This window comes from Acinetobacter piscicola (assembly GCF_015218165.1).
Classification (GTDB): domain Bacteria; phylum Pseudomonadota; class Gammaproteobacteria; order Pseudomonadales; family Moraxellaceae; genus Acinetobacter; species Acinetobacter piscicola_A.
In genome coordinates, this window is record NZ_CP048659.1 from 1,023,489 (window position 1) to 1,039,815 (window position 16,327).

15 protein-coding genes and 1 tRNA gene are annotated in these 16,327 nt (G+C 36.1%); 9 read left to right on the top strand and 7 right to left on the bottom strand.

The genetic code is table 11. The features are described 5' to 3' along the window. The first annotated feature begins 61 nt into the window (after window positions 1-61). Window positions 62-406, top strand: coding sequence for a hypothetical protein (locus G0028_RS04945; RefSeq protein WP_130073016.1), 345 nt, complete (start codon window positions 62-64; stop codon window positions 404-406). 29 nt (window positions 407-435) lie between these two features. Here the strand turns inward: G0028_RS04945 and G0028_RS04950 are convergent. Beyond that, window positions 436-511 (bottom strand) — tRNA-Arg (locus G0028_RS04950). Window positions 512-866: 355 nt separating this feature from the next. Continuing rightward, complete coding sequence (locus G0028_RS04955) at window positions 867-2,225, bottom strand: amino acid permease (protein ID WP_130073015.1); 1,359 nt, start codon at window positions 2,223-2,225, stop codon at window positions 867-869. Window positions 2,226-2,558: 333 nt separating this feature from the next. Between G0028_RS04955 and prpF the strand changes: the two genes are divergently transcribed. After that, a complete protein-coding gene (gene prpF, locus G0028_RS04960; protein ID WP_174493113.1) occupies window positions 2,559-3,746 on the top strand; it encodes a 2-methylaconitate cis-trans isomerase PrpF in 1,188 nt (395 codons plus the stop codon). Between the two features lie 310 nt (window positions 3,747-4,056). After that, complete coding sequence (locus G0028_RS04965) at window positions 4,057-4,998, top strand: GGDEF domain-containing protein (protein ID WP_180046015.1); 942 nt, start codon at window positions 4,057-4,059, stop codon at window positions 4,996-4,998. A gap of 254 nt (window positions 4,999-5,252) precedes the next feature. Here the strand turns inward: G0028_RS04965 and G0028_RS04970 are convergent, their stop codons facing one another. Further along, on the bottom strand, window positions 5,253-5,456 hold the full coding sequence (locus G0028_RS04970) for a hypothetical protein (RefSeq protein WP_130073012.1): 204 nt from the start codon (window positions 5,454-5,456) through the stop codon (window positions 5,253-5,255). A gap of 117 nt (window positions 5,457-5,573) precedes the next feature. On the opposite strand from G0028_RS04970, the gene def reads away from it, so the two are divergent. The 4 genes from def to G0028_RS04990 all read left to right on the top strand — a co-directional run bounded on the left by def (window position 5,574) and on the right by G0028_RS04990 (window position 10,275). Further along, entirely contained in the window at window positions 5,574-6,053 is a 480-nt protein-coding gene (gene def / locus G0028_RS04975; RefSeq protein WP_180046013.1) for a peptide deformylase, read from the top strand. 116 nt (window positions 6,054-6,169) lie between these two features. Beyond that, window positions 6,170-6,463: a cold shock domain-containing protein gene (locus G0028_RS04980; RefSeq protein WP_180046011.1), complete on the top strand. Its 294-nt coding sequence runs from the start codon at window positions 6,170-6,172 to the stop codon at window positions 6,461-6,463. A gap of 258 nt (window positions 6,464-6,721) precedes the next feature. Further along, window positions 6,722-8,836: a 3'-5' exonuclease gene (locus G0028_RS04985; protein WP_180046009.1), complete on the top strand. Its 2,115-nt coding sequence runs from the start codon at window positions 6,722-6,724 to the stop codon at window positions 8,834-8,836. Between the two features lie 542 nt (window positions 8,837-9,378). Further along, a complete protein-coding gene (locus G0028_RS04990) occupies window positions 9,379-10,275 on the top strand; it encodes a metal-dependent hydrolase (protein ID WP_180046007.1) in 897 nt (298 codons plus the stop codon). Window positions 10,276-10,392: 117 nt separating this feature from the next. Here the strand turns inward: G0028_RS04990 and G0028_RS04995 are convergent, their stop codons facing one another. Then, entirely contained in the window at window positions 10,393-11,019 is a 627-nt protein-coding gene (locus G0028_RS04995; protein ID WP_107007056.1) for a superoxide dismutase, read from the bottom strand. A 216-nt stretch (window positions 11,020-11,235) separates the two neighbouring features. Continuing rightward, window positions 11,236-11,994, bottom strand: a complete 759-nt coding sequence (locus G0028_RS05000; protein ID WP_180046005.1) for a Nif3-like dinuclear metal center hexameric protein — start codon at window positions 11,992-11,994, stop codon at window positions 11,236-11,238. Between the two features lie 294 nt (window positions 11,995-12,288). On the opposite strand from G0028_RS05000, the gene G0028_RS05005 reads away from it, so the two are divergent. After that, window positions 12,289-13,464, top strand: a complete 1,176-nt coding sequence (locus G0028_RS05005; RefSeq protein WP_130073006.1) for a S1C family serine protease — start codon at window positions 12,289-12,291, stop codon at window positions 13,462-13,464. 155 nt (window positions 13,465-13,619) lie between these two features. Here G0028_RS05005 and G0028_RS05010 read toward each other — a convergent pair whose 3' ends face one another. After that, window positions 13,620-13,994, bottom strand: coding sequence for a winged helix-turn-helix transcriptional regulator (locus G0028_RS05010; protein WP_130073005.1), 375 nt, complete (start codon window positions 13,992-13,994; stop codon window positions 13,620-13,622). 225 nt (window positions 13,995-14,219) lie between these two features. Between G0028_RS05010 and G0028_RS05015 the strand changes: the two genes are divergently transcribed. Beyond that, the gene (locus G0028_RS05015; protein ID WP_180046003.1) at window positions 14,220-14,774 is read left to right on the top strand and encodes a flavodoxin family protein; all 555 of its coding nucleotides are present in this window, start codon (window positions 14,220-14,222) and stop codon (window positions 14,772-14,774) included. Window positions 14,775-14,845: 71 nt separating this feature from the next. Here the strand turns inward: G0028_RS05015 and G0028_RS05020 are convergent, their stop codons facing one another. Beyond that, entirely contained in the window at window positions 14,846-16,231 is a 1,386-nt protein-coding gene (locus G0028_RS05020; RefSeq protein WP_180046001.1) for an APC family permease, read from the bottom strand. Window positions 16,232-16,327 lie beyond the last annotated feature (96 nt).

Sequence of the window (16,327 nt, forward strand, 5' to 3'; positions counted from 1 at the left end):
AATGAGGATTTGCATGCTTTTGATTACAGCATGTCATAATAATACTCAAGACTAAAGCCAAATGAACGAAAGAAAGTTACGACAAAGTGCGGAAAATTTGAAGCCTGAACATATTATGGTGACGGTAAAAGATGGTCAAAAGTTAGATCGAAATATTCAGGTGTTTATTCGTCCCTCTGACACAGTCAAGCATATTTTAACAGAAGCAGAAGTTATAAATATGGTGAATAAAACATCGGAACAATTTGCTCCATTATTGATTGTGCCTGATGCATTTATTCCACTGAATTCAACGGTAACCTTGTATGAGACAGTAGCAGATGTTGAAGTAGAGTATTCTCTTTTAGATCAGCATAATAAAAGAATAAAAAATGCTTACCGTAAAACCTTTAGTTTGAAAAATTAAATAGATTTGAAGTTATATGTATTGCTTGGTGGTGCGCTCTGCGGGACTCGAACCCACGTCGGTCGCTTAGGAGGCAACTGCTCTATCCAGTTAAGCTAAGGGCGCATAGTGGGCACTAATGTAATAGAAAAATATTTAAACATAAAGTGCTGAGTAGGTGGGTGATGAATAATTGGACAAGTTTAGTATGATTTGTATAAAAAATAGCTTTAAGATGAATAGCTTGAAGCAATGAATTTTAAATCATCGAAAGTGAAGATATTGATCTGATTTATCATTGTGCAGTTTGAATATGACATTTTGCTAAGCGCCAAGAGCGGCGATGGTTAGCTGTTTAATCTTTCATTTAATAAAAAAGAGATATGTGTGAGCTACACATATCTCTTACGGAACTTGATTTTCGCTGTTTTAATTGAATTGTATTTGAAATAAAATCCATTAAAACAAAATTTTAACTGCTTTATTGCGGCATGTTTTTATTCAACATTTTATAAAGACCAAACATCAATACAATCCAAATTGGAATCATTAACACTGACTCTTTAAAGCCAACTTTCCACATAATGCCAAGCACCATAGCAATAAAAACTAAAACAAGAATATTGCTGACAGGCGACCATAACGCAGGAAATTTAGAGACTTGACCTGTTTTCTTCATAGCTTGTTTGAATTTTAAATGTGTCAAGCTGATCATTGCCCAGTTCAGTACCAAAGCACCGACCACAATGTAAATCAAATGTCCTAGTGCATCTTCAGGAACGAAGTAGTTCAATAAGACACAGCCAAAAATCAGTAAAGCTGAGAAGAGTACTGCAGGAATTGGCACGCCTTGTTTGTTGACTTGTTTAAATACTTTGGGTGCATTGCCTTGTTCCGCTAAGCCATACAGCATACGACTGTTGGCATACATCCCACTGTTATAAACAGAGAGTGCAGCAGTAAGAATAATAAAATTCACCAAATTCGCAGCCCAAGCAATACCAATTAAACTAAAGACCATCACAAATGGGCTTTTGTCTAAACTACCACCTGTGAATTGATCCCAAGGCACGAGAGAAAGCAAAATTGCAATCGAACCAATATAGAAAATCAAAATACGAGGAATAATCTGATTAATTGCTTTTGGAATAGTTTTTTCAGGATCTTTAGCTTCAGCAGCTGCCATGCCAATCAGTTCAATACCACCAAAGGCAAACATCAAGAAGGCAAGCATTAAAAATAAACCTTCAAAGCCATGTGGGAAGAAACCGCCATGTGACCAAAGATTACTAAAGCCAAAACCTGCGCTCGGATCTGCGGTAAAAATGAGGTATAAACCAAAGATAATCATCGCAATAATGGCGGTGACTTTAATGATGGATAACCAAAACTCAGATTCACCGTAAAATTTGACGTTGGCCAAATTGATCGCAGTAATCGCAACAAAAAAGACCAAAACCGTGGTCCATGCTGGTATATGGGGCCACCAAAAATTGACATATTTTGCAGCCGCTGTCAGTTCAGACATAGCAACTAAAATATACAAGATCCAATAGTTCCAGCCTGCTAAAAAGCCTGGAAATTTGCCCCAATATTTATAAGCAAAATGACTGAATGAGCCAGCGACAGGTTCTTCTACGATCATTTCACCGAGTTGGCGCATAATCAGAAATGCAATTAAACCACCAATGGCATAACCGAGAATAATGGATGGACCAGCAGACTTGATGACATCTGCAGAACCTAAAAATAGTCCCGTACCAATTGCACCACCCATGGCAATCAATTGGATATGTCTATTTTTAAGTCCACGTTTTAAATGGGTAGACTCGTTGCTCAATGTTTACAACTCGGTATATAGATTAAATTGATTGTAAATGATTGGTAACTTTAAGCCTAGTATGTGTTGAATGAATATGCTGACGCTTAAGATTAAAAATGGAATGTAGCAAATAAATTTATTTATATTTCATATAAATAAAAAATATTAAACACAAATGAATGCTTTTGGTTTTGTTTAATATTTCAGCATAATTTGCATTTGGCTTTAAGACTTAAGTCAATGCTTCTGTGCATTTTTATAAAAAATGGGTAAAATTAAACTGAATTATGATTCACTATTTGAAATCATGATTATGCGACAATAAAAGATAAACGAAAAGGAAAGCGATAAATGAGCTCTGCACCCCAGATCAAAATACCTGCAACATATATGCGTGGTGGTACCAGTAAAGGCGTATTCTTTAAATTAGATGATTTGCCTGAACGTGCGCAAAGTGCAGGCGAAGCACGTGATCAAATGTTGCTTCGTGTTATTGGTAGTCCAGACCCATATGGTAAACAAATTGATGGTATGGGTGGTGCAACATCAAGTACGAGTAAAACCGTCATTCTGTCTAAAAGTACACAACCTGAACATGATGTGGATTATTTATTTGGGCAAGTCTCGATTGATAAAGCCTTTGTAGATTGGAGCGGTAACTGCGGTAACCTAACAGCAGCTGTAGGGTCATTTGCGATTTCTAATGGTTTGGTCAGTGCGGAACGTATTCCTGAAAATGGTATATGTACTGTACGTATTTGGCAGGTAAATATTCAAAAAACCATTATTGCCCATGTGCCAATAACTGATGGACAAGTACAAGAGACTGGTGACTTTGAGTTAGATGGGGTGACTTTTCCTGCAGCGGAAGTGCAAATTGAATTTTTAGATCCTGCTGATGATGGTGAGGATGGCGGTGCAATGTTCCCTACAGGCAATGTCGTTGATACATTGGATGTACCTGAAGTCGGCACTTTCCAAGCAACATTGATCAATGCAGGGATTCCAACGATTTTCTTAAATGCTGAAGATATTGGTTATCAAGGTACAGAGCTACAAGAAGCGATCAATGGTGATGCCGCAGCATTGGCACGTTTTGAAAAAATTCGTGCTTATGGGGCATTGAAAATGGGGCTCATTCAAGATGTTAGTGAAGCTGCCAATCGTCAACATACACCTAAAGTTGCATTTGTCTCAAAACCGAAAGCCTATACAGCATCAAGTGGTAAACAGGTAACTGAGGCAGATACAGATTTACTCGTTCGTGCATTATCGATGGGGAAACTTCACCATGCCATGATGGGGACGGCTGCTGTTGCAATTGGTACGGCTGCAGCGATTCCTGACACTTTGGTGAATTTGGCAGCAGGTGGTGGTGAGCGTGAAGCAGTACGTTTTGGTCATCCGTCTGGGACTTTACGTGTAGGCGCACAGGCATTGCTAGAAAATGGACAATGGGTAGTAAAAAAAGCCATTATGAGTCGCAGCGCACGTGTATTAATGGAAGGTTGGGTACGTATTCCTGCAGATAGCTTCTAATTTCTGTAAATTAAACACTGAACTGTCCCTAATTACCAATGAGTAATTGGGGATTTTTTCGATGACTATATAAATTTTTTGATTATTTTTTAATCTTTTTAAAAATTGCATATATTTTTAAATCATAAAAAATTATAATATGCCGCATTCAAGATCTTATATATTTTAATCTCATCATTGTATTAACATTTAAACCTTTATTTTTATATATAGATGTTTAAAGCAACACATCAGATATAATGTTGATGATATTAATTTCAGCAAAATCAACAAATAAATAGTGATATATACGACTATCATGGGGTGCGGTATGGAAAGTGAACAGTCTCATTTGAGCACAATACTTTCAGATGAGGACTTGATCCAGACGTTAAAAAATGTTGAAAAATTAGATTTAGTCTCCTTGATTTCAAAACTTCCATTACCTGTAGCGATTTTAGAACCTGACTCGCGTTTAATTGGAGTAAACCAACTTTTTGCCGATATTTTTCAAAGTGATGCATTATTTTTAAATGGAAAATTTTTAAGCACTTGCTCAACCGTTGTACATGCACATTTTTTGTTGGCAATTGAAAAAATTCAAGATATAGAAACGCAAGCAGACTTTGAGTTCTATTCACAAGGGCGTTTTTATTTGTCTTATTTCAAAGCCATTTATGACGCTGAGCATGCCGTACAGGCGGTAATTTTAATTTGTGCCGATGTGACTCGTTTAAAACGCCGTGAGAAAGTTTTGATTTTAAATAATCAAAAATTGCATGATCATCTATTTATTGATCAAATTACGGGTTTACCCAATAAAATGGCATTGGATCAGTTTATTCAAGAAAACATTGTGAATAACGTTCAATATACATATGCATTTTTGAAAATAGATTTAGATCAATTTAAAAAATTTAATCAAATTCATAGCTATACACAAGGTGATCAGGTTTTAATGCAAATTGGCACAATCTTGAATGATGAGCTTAATCCTGATTATAGCCGTATTTTTCGGTTAAATTCAGCCAGTTTTGTGGTTGTGATTAAGGAAATGACACAATGGGCTGTATTTACTTTGGCTGAACGTTTGAAAATGAAAATTTCTCAGGAAAAAATCATACTTCAGGATCAGGATCTATTGACTGCTTCAGTGGGAATTTATCATTTAGCAACACCTTTTCAGCAGCATGATATTTTACAGCAGTTAGATTTCGCTGTGCAGCAGGCAAAATCTCAAGGTAAAAACTCAATTTATGTTTTACAGGGTTAGGTCATGGATTTCGTAAGTTTGAGAGAGCTTAGGAAATATATTTTGTATTCTATGACAGGTAAATATGATCTTAGCCACAATAATTAAAAGTATAAAGCAAAAGCCAACTCTATTTTTTTAATCAAAATAGAGCTGTATTGGTTTTTAAAGTGTGTCTTATTTGATGTTGTAGCAGAAAATGAAAAGCATCAGCAGTGACTTTGAACAGCACGAGGTATTGATCCAGCAAAACCATAGTTAAGCTGAGTTAAGTGCTAGATTTTCACCCATTTGGGCAGTGCCATGAGTAGTATGCCAATCACAATCAGTGACGTTGTATTTTCAAAAAAATAGGGATAAATCATCAATGCAAGACCACATATTAAGGCGATTGTGTGATGCTGTTTTTTACCATAAATAAAATAGCCTAAGCCTATTGAGCCAAATAGCGTGCCTAATAATAAAGCGCTGACATTCATGTTCTTGCTATGCTTTGCTGAAAAAATCAGTATGACGTGGTTAACTGAAGCTATACTTAATCGATGTTAAAAAAGTATCCCATCAAGAAGATTGCAATTTAAAACAAGAGAAAATTTATGTCGGTGATTTTACCTGTAGCACAACGTGGAGAAGCGATTTTAACGTTTGTTGCTGTGCCTGTGGCTCAAACTGAATTTGGCAGTGAATGGTTGCAACAGTTGGCTGCGGCGTTACATATGACGATGTTACAAAGAAATGGTGTGGGCATTGCAGCACCACAAGTATATATATCCAAAAGAATCATCATTGTGGCATCTCGTCCAAATCCACGTTATCCCGATGCGCCTGAAATGGCTGCTGTGGTGATGGTTAACCCAGAGATTTTATCTATGTCTGATGAAAAGACTTTGGGGGAGGAAGGCTGTTTGAGTGTGTCCGATGAACGTGGACAAGTCGCACGTGCAGAACATATTCGAGTACGTTATATGAGTTTGCAGGGCGAAGTGGTTGAAACAACATTTTCTGGTTTTCCAGCACGGATTGTGCAACATGAAATTGACCATTTAAATGGCATTTTATTTGTCGATCGACTTTAAAAAATATGCTTTGTTGCTAAAAAATGGCTGATTGGGATGAGTATTTGCATTATTTTCTCTGATCATTTTTCAAGATGCGTATAATGGTGTAATTGTAAGAGATGATGAGAATCTAGATGAAAGCTGAATTTCAACAAGGCAAAATTAAGCAATACCATGTCGATAAAGGTTTTGGTTTTATTGGTGGAATGGGTCAGGATATTTTCTTTCATATTTCCGATTTTCCATTGGCAGATGGTGAACCGAAGCGTAATGAACGTGTGAAGTTTATTGTTGTGGATAATGGTGGTAAGCCACGCGCAATCAAAATTGAACGTCTGGAAGATCATTCAGCAAAAGCGAAAAAAACCAAAGTGGTAAAGCATAATGAAGCGATTACCAATACTTTGCTGTCTAATTTTAGAAAGTGATCTGAGATAGATGACTCCCAATGCTTTGCTGTAAAAGTATTTGGGAGTAATCTTAAAGTATGTTGAAAGTAGAAAAATAGAGATTGATTCACTTTTTGAATGATTGATCGATATGATGATTTTTTATTATTTTTGAATTGAAACCGAATAGATGATTGGGTTTATATAAGCGATTGAATTTTTTGTTTAAATTTTGATATATTTGATAGAAATGAATATAATTTATAAATGAAATTTTAACCAAGAGTAAAGATCCACGTGGCTGAACTGATTCCTCCGAGTATACAACAATTAAAATCTGCAACGAGTGGGGAACGCAAGGTTTATCAGTTGCTTGAACATGTTTTTCAGAATGAAAATGCCATCATTTGGTATGAACCTAAAGCATTAAATCGCTATACCGATTTTATTGTTTGGTTACCTGAACATGGTTTATTGGTCATTGAAGTCAAAGATTGGTCAAAAGAGCGTTTTGAAACCTTGAATCCTGATACTTTTACAGGGCGTTTTTATCATCATAATCAACAAAAAATTGTTGCAGTGAAAAACCCTGAAAGCCAAGTACGTAAGTGCATGTTGAATATTTTGCATGAGTTTAAGAAAGCAGCAATTTTTCTACAACAAGAGGGACATTATCAAGGTAATTTAAAATTTCCAATCAGCAGTTGTGTTATTTATACCGAGTTAAAACAAGAGGATGCAGATGCCATTGGTTTGACTTTAGCTTCGATTTCAACAGCACATAAAACCATTTTTAAAGATGATTTACGTTTGGTTGCTGAAAATAAAACCTTTAAAAATAAATTAATTGATGCATTTAAAGGGGTGTCATTTTCATTTAAAGCATTGAGTTATGCTGAAGAAAAATTTTTACGTTATATGATTTTTCCTGAAATTCGTGTAAATGAATTTACCCAGGAGGAGTTATTTTCAGTTGAACCGCAAGATGCAAAAGCACTTGATTTATCACAAGAATCCATTGCTAAAAATATCGGTGATGGACATCGTATTTTAAAAGGTGTCGCGGGAAGTGGTAAAACACTGGTTTTAGCTTGTAGAGCAAAATATTTAAAAACGATTTATCCTGAATATAAAATTTTAGTGGTTTGTTATAACAATTCACTTTGCAATCATTTAAGACAAATGTTTGGTGATGAATTCAATGAAAAGATTCATGTATTCAATTTTCATAGCCTTGTTAAGACAATAACCCATGCCAATTTGTCAATGTTAGTGAATGAAAAGCAAGCGGATTATAATAGTCGTGTTGGACAGATTTTATTAGATTATTTGGAGCAAAAAAAATTAGCTCAACAAGACTTATATGATGCGATCTTAATTGATGAAGGGCAGGATTTTGCGCAGGAATGGATAATTGGTTTATCTCAACTCGTTAAAACTGAAACCAATAATATTTTGTTTTGCTACGATCCCGCGCAAAATATTTTTAATCGTAAAAAACCGAGTTGGCGTTCTGTCGGTTTACAGGTACAAGGTAAAAAACCAGTTGAATTGTACAAATGCTACCGCAATACCAAAGAAATTCTAGATATAGCCAAAGCATTTTTAAATCCTAAGGCATTGGATAGTTTACAAAATAACGATGAATATGACCGTGTATTAGACCCTGATACAGGTGAGTGCAAAACAGGGGATTATCCAAGTATTTATCATGAAAATGATGTACGTCATTTGGTAGATTTGATTGCGCGAAAAATTCGTCAGTTATTGAAATCAGGAGTTGAGCCACGAGATATTGCAATATTACAGGCGAAATCTGCTGAATATGATGTGTTTGTGAGTGAATTAAAGTTAAAGTTAAGTGCTTATATTTCAGATGTAGCGGTAGATTTTATTTTTAGCAGCGCTGATAAAAAAGCTTTAGATTTACATAAAAACTCACTGAAAGTGATGAATGTGGAATCATCAAAAGGTTTGGAGTTTGCCCATGTATTCTTTGTAGGTTTAGATTATATGCCTCGTATCGGTGAAAACCGTGATTTGGACTCAGAACGCAAATTGGCTTATGTGGGCATGACACGCGCACAGAATAAATTGTTTCTACTTGGCTGTGAAAATAAAGGTTTTCTAGCTGATGTAAAAGAGATTTATGAACAAACCACGCGTCTGCTTGAGATTCGAGAGCGCTCAATTGAAGTCAGCATTGGTCAAGTTGAGGAAGTGAATTCTGAGCCTAAAACAGAAAAAATGGATGATTCAATGATTGGGCAGAAGTGGACCGAAGATGAAGAAGTTCGATTGATTGATGCTTTTATGGATGAAAATTTGTCGATTAAAGAAATTGCCCAACGACACAACCGTAAACAAGGTGGAATTCGGGCGAGGCTAAAAAAATTAAGATTATTAGATTGATTTTGATTTTTCTATATAAATACTTATTATTTTCAATAAAATGCAAAGTAATCACTCAAAAAGAGATTGACGTGTTTTTGCAGGATGGTAAAAGCACGGTCGTTCTCTTTGCTTTTTAATCCGCTATCAAAAATTGCACAGTTTCATCAAGCTAATTTAGACCGGCCTATGCTTAATTTCTCGTTGATTGATGGAATGGTAGATAGGCTGTCATGCTGAATTAAAATCATATAGAGGTATAGAAATGTCAAATTTTATTGTTTTTTCTATCTCTGAAATATGCGTTATATTTTTTTGATGGTTTAAATTATTTTTAGTTCTAAATTTTACTATATAAACTTTTTTCTACTTATACATGTACATGGTGAATTGCTGATGAGCATGTTTGCTTGATTAGATTAAATTTTCTTGCTTAATCGTCCTGCATTAGGGCTGCGATGATATGGAAATGAGTTGAAATGACATAGCGAATAGTATCCATAAGGGTACAATTTTGTTAAGGACATCATGTTAATTCAAATAAGTACAGATAGGATGAAGCTATGGGCATTTTACAGAAATTGATTAAATCGACTGTTTATCACGAACCTTTACCTATTCGCCGTGATATTCATTTTGCTTTACCTGCTAACCGTATTGCAGACTGGCATACATCTGCGGGGCCTATTTTTACCGCATTGTTAAATACATTTTCAATTGTTTTACCGATAGGTGAGCGGTTCTTTATTGATGCGGTACGTGCACATCGAGATCTCGTGCAAGACCCTGATTTACAAAAAGCGGTGACGGCTTTTATTGGTCAAGAAGCCATGCATGGTCGTGAGCATGAAGAATATAATAGTGCGCTGTTCGAGCGAAATAGTATTGCACCAAAATTTGAAGCTTTTGTTTTAGATCTGTTTGGTTTAATTAAAAAACATACCCCTGAGTATTTTTGGTTGAGTTCTACCATTGCACTAGAACATTTTACTGCACTATTGGCAGATTCTGTGCTGCAAATTCCTGAACTATTTGATGGAGCTGAAGAAAATTATGCCAATATTTGGCGTTGGCATGCTTTTGAAGAAACTGAACATAAAGCCGTTGCTTTCGATGTATGGAATACTGCAATGGGGCATGGACCTTATGCCTACGCAGTTCGTAGTTTAGGTTTAGTACTTGCAACGATTGTATTTTGGGGACTTGTACTCCCAGTTTTTACGAAGATTGTGATAGATGAGAAAAAGCTGACAGATCTTTCAAGTTGGCGTAAGGCGTACAAATATACGTTTGGAGAAGTGGGTGCTTTAAGAAAACAATTGGGCAATTATATTGATTATTTCCGTCCAAATTTCCATCCATGGGATCATGCAAATCGTGACAAAATGTTGGCAATGCAAGATCTGATTTATAAACTAGCAGATGAATCAGTAAAAAATAAAAAAGTAGCAATAAGTTAAAAAACCGATAGAAAACATTTTGTAGGTTTTGCTTGAGTTGTATTTAAATATAAAACGCATTAAAAAAGCCAGTCGGTTTGCACTGACTGGCTTTTTATTTACGTTATAAAAAGTAAATTATTTTTCTACACCAGCTTCTTGACCAGCATATTTAGCATTTGCATAGTCCCAGTTCACTAAGCTTTCTAAGAAAGTAGAGATATATTTAGGACGTGCATTACGGAAGTCGATGTAATAAGCATGTTCCCAAACGTCAATTGTGAGTACAGCAACTTTACCATGAGCAAGTGGAGTATCAGCGTTTGAAGTTTTAAGGATAGAAAGGTCGCCATTTACTTTGTCAGCAACTAACCAAGCCCAACCTGAACCAAATTGAGTTGTTGCAGCAGCAGCAAATTCTTCAGCAAATTTTTCATAAGAACCGAAAGCTTCATCAATTTTAGCAGCTAAAGCACCAGTTGCTTTACCGCCACCATTTTTAGCCATACAGTTCCAGTAGAACGTGTGGTTCCAAACTTGAGCAGCGTTATTGAAAACACCAGCTTTAGATGCATCGCCTGCAACAGCAGTGATGATTTCTTCTAAAGATTTACCTTCAAGATCTGTACCAGCAATAAGGTTGTTTAAGTTAACAACATAAGTATTGTGGTGTTTGTCATGGTGAAACTCTAAAGTTTCTTTGCTGATGTGCGGAGCGAGGTCATCATAACCGTATGGAAGCGCAGGTAAAGTAATGGTTGTCATGTTTTAAATTCCTTGCATTTTGCTGGGTTTTAACATTAAGTGGCTTTATTGTAATAGATTCTACGAATAATTGTGCAGGATGTTAAATAACAATACACAATTTATTTCGATTTAATACGTATAAAGAAAATGTTAAAAAACAGCCATTATTTTTGGCAAAAAAGCTTTTCATTTGAATGTTTTTATGAACATGCAAATTTAACTTTTCGACCGCCATTAAATCGGATTATTTAATTCGAAATAACTATACTCAATATTGAAGTGTTCTGAAATAGCTTTGCCTAGTCGTTGCACACCATAACGCTCAGTGGCATGATGTCCACAGGCAAAATAATGTACATTTAACTCTTGTGCTTGATAGAAAGTTCGCTCACTAACTTCACCTGAAATATAAGCATCACATGCTTGCGCTGCTGCTTTTTCAATATAGTCTTGTGCACCCCCTGTACAAAAACCAACTTTTTGAATTTGGGTTTTTGCTGCAGGTAAATGAATGGTATTGAAACCCAGTTTTTCAGTTAATACCGCTTTGAATGCTTCAGCAGACATCGGTTGTTTTAAATAACCAATATTACCAATAGGATTGCGTTCATTAGGGTCAAGCGCTTCAATATTTTCTAATGCTAAAATATCAGCAATGGCAGCGTTATTACCTAAAATAGGATGTGAGTCTAGAGGTAAATGATAACCTACAAGAGAAATATCATGTTGGATCAAAGATTTGATTCGTTTACCACGCATGCCTGTAATCGGGTAAGGTTCACCTTTCCAAAAATAGCCATGATGCACCAATAACAAGTCAGCTTGTTGGTGAATTGCAGCATCAATTGCATCTTGTGATGCGGTCACTGCACAGAGAATCTTTTTAACTTCGGCTTTGCCTTCGATCTGTAAACCGTTGGGCGCATAGTCTTTAAATTCAGCTGTTTTTAAGGTGCGGTCACACCACTGAATCAGGTCAGATAATTTTACCATAATGCTCTCATCTATTTACATCAAGAAAGTATTTAAAAAATCAGTGTTAACATGATATTAAACATATCGCATTCAGCAAGATCTAGGAATTTATTTTGTGTTTACGATAACAATGCTTATTATATGAAATACCAACAGATACTAAATATATGTAATATGGTACTAATCTGTTAAATTGTAACTAAAGCTGAACAAAACTCCTGGCGTTTTTTAGGTTTATTTGTTGAATTGCATTACAATATTGAAAATACTTTCACATCAATGAATTAAAAAATTTTGAAGAGGAGCGAAAAAGTGCGCCGCACCTTTACATGGCTACCTTGGGTGTTACTCATCCTCGTAATTATTAGTTTTGTCGTATGGCAAAAATTACAACAACCAAAAGCACCCATTGCAGCAGATGGTGTAAAAATGCCAGCTGAAAAGGTTGAGCCATTAGTCAATACGTCACGTACAGGTGGTGTGGTTTCTTATAATGCTGCGGTCAAAGTTGCAGCGCCAGCTGTGGTCAATATTTTTACAACGCAAAAAGTAAAACAGAATCATCCATTATTGAATGATCCAGCATTCCGTGAGTTTTTTGGTAATCAAATTCCTGAACAAAATCAAGGACAAAATGAAAATAGCCTAGGTTCAGGTGTGATCGTTCGCCCTGATGGTTATATTTTGACGAACAATCATGTGATCGAACAGGCTGACCAAATTGTGGTTGCATTACAAGATGGGCGCCGTGCAGAAGCCAAAGTCATTGGTACAGATCCAGATACTGATTTGGCTGTGATTAAAATCGAATTAGAAAATTTGCCAGTATTGCCATTTAAACTCAGTGGTAATGAAGTCGGTGATGTTGTTCTTGCGATAGGTAATCCTTTTGGCGTTGGGCAAACTGTTACACAAGGCATTATCTCGGCGACAGGTCGTTCTGACTTAGGGATTAATACTTACGAAGACTTTATTCAAACAGATGCTGCAATTAATCCCGGTAATTCTGGTGGAGCATTAATTGATGTTTCAGGTAATTTAATCGGGGTGAATACCGCTATTTTCTCACAGTCGGGTGGATCATTGGGAATTGGTTTTGCTATCCCTGCAAAAATTTGCCAACAGATTTTAAACTCAATTTTGAAAGATGGTCGTGTCATTCGTGGGTGGTTGGGAATTAGCTTAGTTCCACCAACACAGGCTGATGTATTAGCGCCACGTCAAACAGGTGTTGTCGTGGCTGATGTGTTGAAGAATGGTCCTGCTGCAAATGCAGGTTTAAAAATTGGTGACCGTATTGTTAAAGTCAATGATGAGGAAATTACATCAACATCACATTTAATTAATTATGTAGCTTTGCAAGCACCTAATTCTGAAATTAAAGTTGAAGTGATTCGTGGACAAGAAACATTAGATCTGAATGTAAAAGTAGGCGAGCGTCAATTCCAACAAAATGATTCCCAGTTTATCCCTTTACCAAAACGTTAGTTCAAAAATATCAAAGCCCTGAAAGTTCAGGGCTTTTTACTGCATTTAATTGGTACTGTTAAAAAGTGATTAACCGATCAGGACATATTGAGTTCATAAATTTAACTGTACTTTCGCATTATTTTTTATTTCAAATGGCAATAAACATGTCGCGTTTATTTAGATTGTGTAATATCAAACTGTTGTTGTGCAATAAGAACATGTTGCACATTTTCTTCTGCCCAAGTTTTAAATGAAAGAGCAGTTTGAGTAAATTCAATCCCTAAGTTTGTCAGTGCATATTCAACACGGATGATATTGTTTTCGTGAATAGTTCTTGAAATAAAACCATCTCTTTCCAAAATTTTTAACTTTTGAGAAAGTACCTTAGGAGAAATACCTTCAAGACTCTTTTTTAATTCATTGAAGTGTAGAGCGTTTTGATATAAACGATAAATAATGAGCAATACCCATTTATCTGCAAATTTTTCAAAAAAAGCACGAGCAGGGCAAAGCGGTTGAAAAACATCGAAATTACAATGATTTGTCATGTTAAATCGCCTTTTATTCACAATTATTGACAAATAATTTTGCTTAAAATGACCAGTTACCTAGTGGTAACTAATTGATACTAGATTTCAAAAGTATATCATAAATCCATCACATGAATATGTGTTCAATGAAGACAACAAGATTTAACAAATTAAATTTTTAGTTAGATTAAAGGTCAATGTTGAATAACACGAAACTTTCAAAACATTAATAAGAGGTTTTTTATGTCTAGAATAGCTGTGGTTTATTATTCGGGTTATGGTCATACCAAAGTGATTGCTGAAACTTTTGCGAAAGAAGTTGATGCAACCTTAGTTGCTGTTAATCAGGAAGGGGATGTTACTGAAGCTGATTGGGCAGTGCTAGATGCAGCAGATGCAATTGTATTTGCTGCACCGACTTACATGGGTGGCGTACCTTGGCAATTTAAAAAATTTGCGGATGCATCATCTAAACGTTGGTTTACAAGCGTTTGGAAAGATAAAGTTTTTGGCGGTTTTACCAACAGTGCAAGTTTTAATGGGGACAAGCAAGTCACTTTGATTTATTTACAAACACTTGCTTCTCAACATGGTGGAATCTGGGTAAGTTTAGGATTATTACCTGCAAATACCAAAGCAGCGACTCGACAAGACGTAAATAATTTAGGTGGTTCAGTCGGCTTATTGGTGCAATCACCTGCAGATGCAAGCGTGGATGAAATTCCAAGTGGTGATTTAGAGACTGCTAAAGTATATGCAAAACGTATTCAACAGATTACAGATAAATTTGTAGCTTGATCACTTTGATTTTTGACAAAACAAAAGGCGCATCATGCGCCTTTTGTTATGGATGAACAGTCAATTTAAAATTATTCGTGTTCATTATGTTGTGGTGCAGGGTAGCGGAAACCTTTGGTTTTATAACCTAAATACAAGATACCGAACATTGCCCACCATAAACCAAATTTTAATGCAGTTTCTTCGATTTCGAGCCACATTGCAAAGATACTGATAAAACCTAAAAGTGGAATAATCACAAAACTAAGAATATCTTTGAATGATTTGGTACGACCGTCACGTAGTGCATAACGAGAAATGACAGATAAGTTCACGAAGGTAAATGCAGTTAAAGCACCGAAGCTGATCATTGAAATGACAATATCAAGATCCATGAAGCCTGCAGTTAATGCAACAGCACCAACAATTAAAATGTTGTATGACGGTGTGAAATTTTTTGGACTGATATGACCAAAGATTTTTTTGTTAATCACGCCATCACGGCCCATCACATACATTAAACGTGATACACCCGCATGTGCTGAGATCCCTGAAGCCATAACCGTGACAATTGCAAAATACAGAACTACTGTTTTAAACGCGACGCCACCAACAGCTTGTAAAATATCAGGCTGAGTTGCGGCAACATCTTCGAAGTATGTTTTCGGGTCGTTCGGGAAATAAATTTGCATAAAGTACGTACTGATAATGAAAATAACTCCAGCAAATAGTGCAGTCATAAAGATCGCACGTGGCAAAGTTTTTTCAGTATCTTTGGTTTCTTCTGCAAGTGAACTGAGAGAGTCAAAACCTGTAAAAGAGAAGCACAGTAAAGTTGCGCCCGTAATGAGTGCACCAAGACTAGTTAACTCATTCCAAAATGGTTCTAAGCTCCACAATTGGTATTTTGCATTGACCAATGTGCCATCCGCATTGACACCACTTTCAAGTAGTTGATAAACCATCCACGTAAAGTACGCAATCACGCCTAATTGTACAAATACAATCAAACTGTTGAAGTTAGCAACAAATTTAGCACCACGTAAATTGACGGCAGTCATCGCAGCAGTTAATCCGATAACCCACACCCAGTGATTCACTTCAGGAAATAACGCTTCCAAATAAATCACGGCAAGAATGATGTTCACCATTGGCGAGAGTAAATAATCTAACCAAGATGACCAACCGACCATAAAGCCGACGTTTGGATGAATCGATTTTTGCGCATAGGTATAAGCAGAACCCGAAGATGGATATCGACGGATCATGTGACCATAACTAATGGAAGTAAATAAAATTGCAATTAAAGCAATGATATATGAAGTGGGAACATGAAAGTGACTTTCTTCTGATACTAAACCAAATGTATCAAAAAGTGTCATTGGTTGAATGTAAGCCAAACCAATAATAATGATGTGCCAGAAGCCCAGCGTTTTTTGCAGTTTAGCTGCCGATTGAGTCCCAGAGTTAATTGTCAACGGCGTTATCCTCTTATCGTTGATCAAGGATCAGTCATATATCTAAGGATCGTTTGAGACGAACGATCCCCCCTACAAATAAAACAAAAGTGCGCC

Coding starts and splice junctions, on each gene's coding strand:
- G0028_RS04945 (WP_130073016.1), top strand. CDS start 62: ATGAACGAAAGAAAGTTACGACAAAGTGCGGAAAATTTGAAGCCTGAA.
- prpF (WP_174493113.1), top strand. CDS start 2,559: ATGAGCTCTGCACCCCAGATCAAAATACCTGCAACATATATGCGTGGT.
- G0028_RS04965 (WP_180046015.1), top strand. CDS start 4,057: ATGGAAAGTGAACAGTCTCATTTGAGCACAATACTTTCAGATGAGGAC.
- G0028_RS04970 (WP_130073012.1), bottom strand. CDS start 5,456: ATGAATGTCAGCGCTTTATTATTAGGCACGCTATTTGGCTCAATAGGC.
- def (WP_180046013.1), top strand. CDS start 5,574: ATGTCGGTGATTTTACCTGTAGCACAACGTGGAGAAGCGATTTTAACG.
- G0028_RS04980 (WP_180046011.1), top strand. CDS start 6,170: ATGAAAGCTGAATTTCAACAAGGCAAAATTAAGCAATACCATGTCGAT.
- G0028_RS04990 (WP_180046007.1), top strand. CDS start 9,379: ATGGGCATTTTACAGAAATTGATTAAATCGACTGTTTATCACGAACCT.
- G0028_RS04995 (WP_107007056.1), bottom strand. CDS start 11,019: ATGACAACCATTACTTTACCTGCGCTTCCATACGGTTATGATGACCTC.
- G0028_RS05000 (WP_180046005.1), bottom strand. CDS start 11,994: ATGGTAAAATTATCTGACCTGATTCAGTGGTGTGACCGCACCTTAAAA.
- G0028_RS05010 (WP_130073005.1), bottom strand. CDS start 13,994: ATGACAAATCATTGTAATTTCGATGTTTTTCAACCGCTTTGCCCTGCT.
- G0028_RS05015 (WP_180046003.1), top strand. CDS start 14,220: ATGTCTAGAATAGCTGTGGTTTATTATTCGGGTTATGGTCATACCAAA.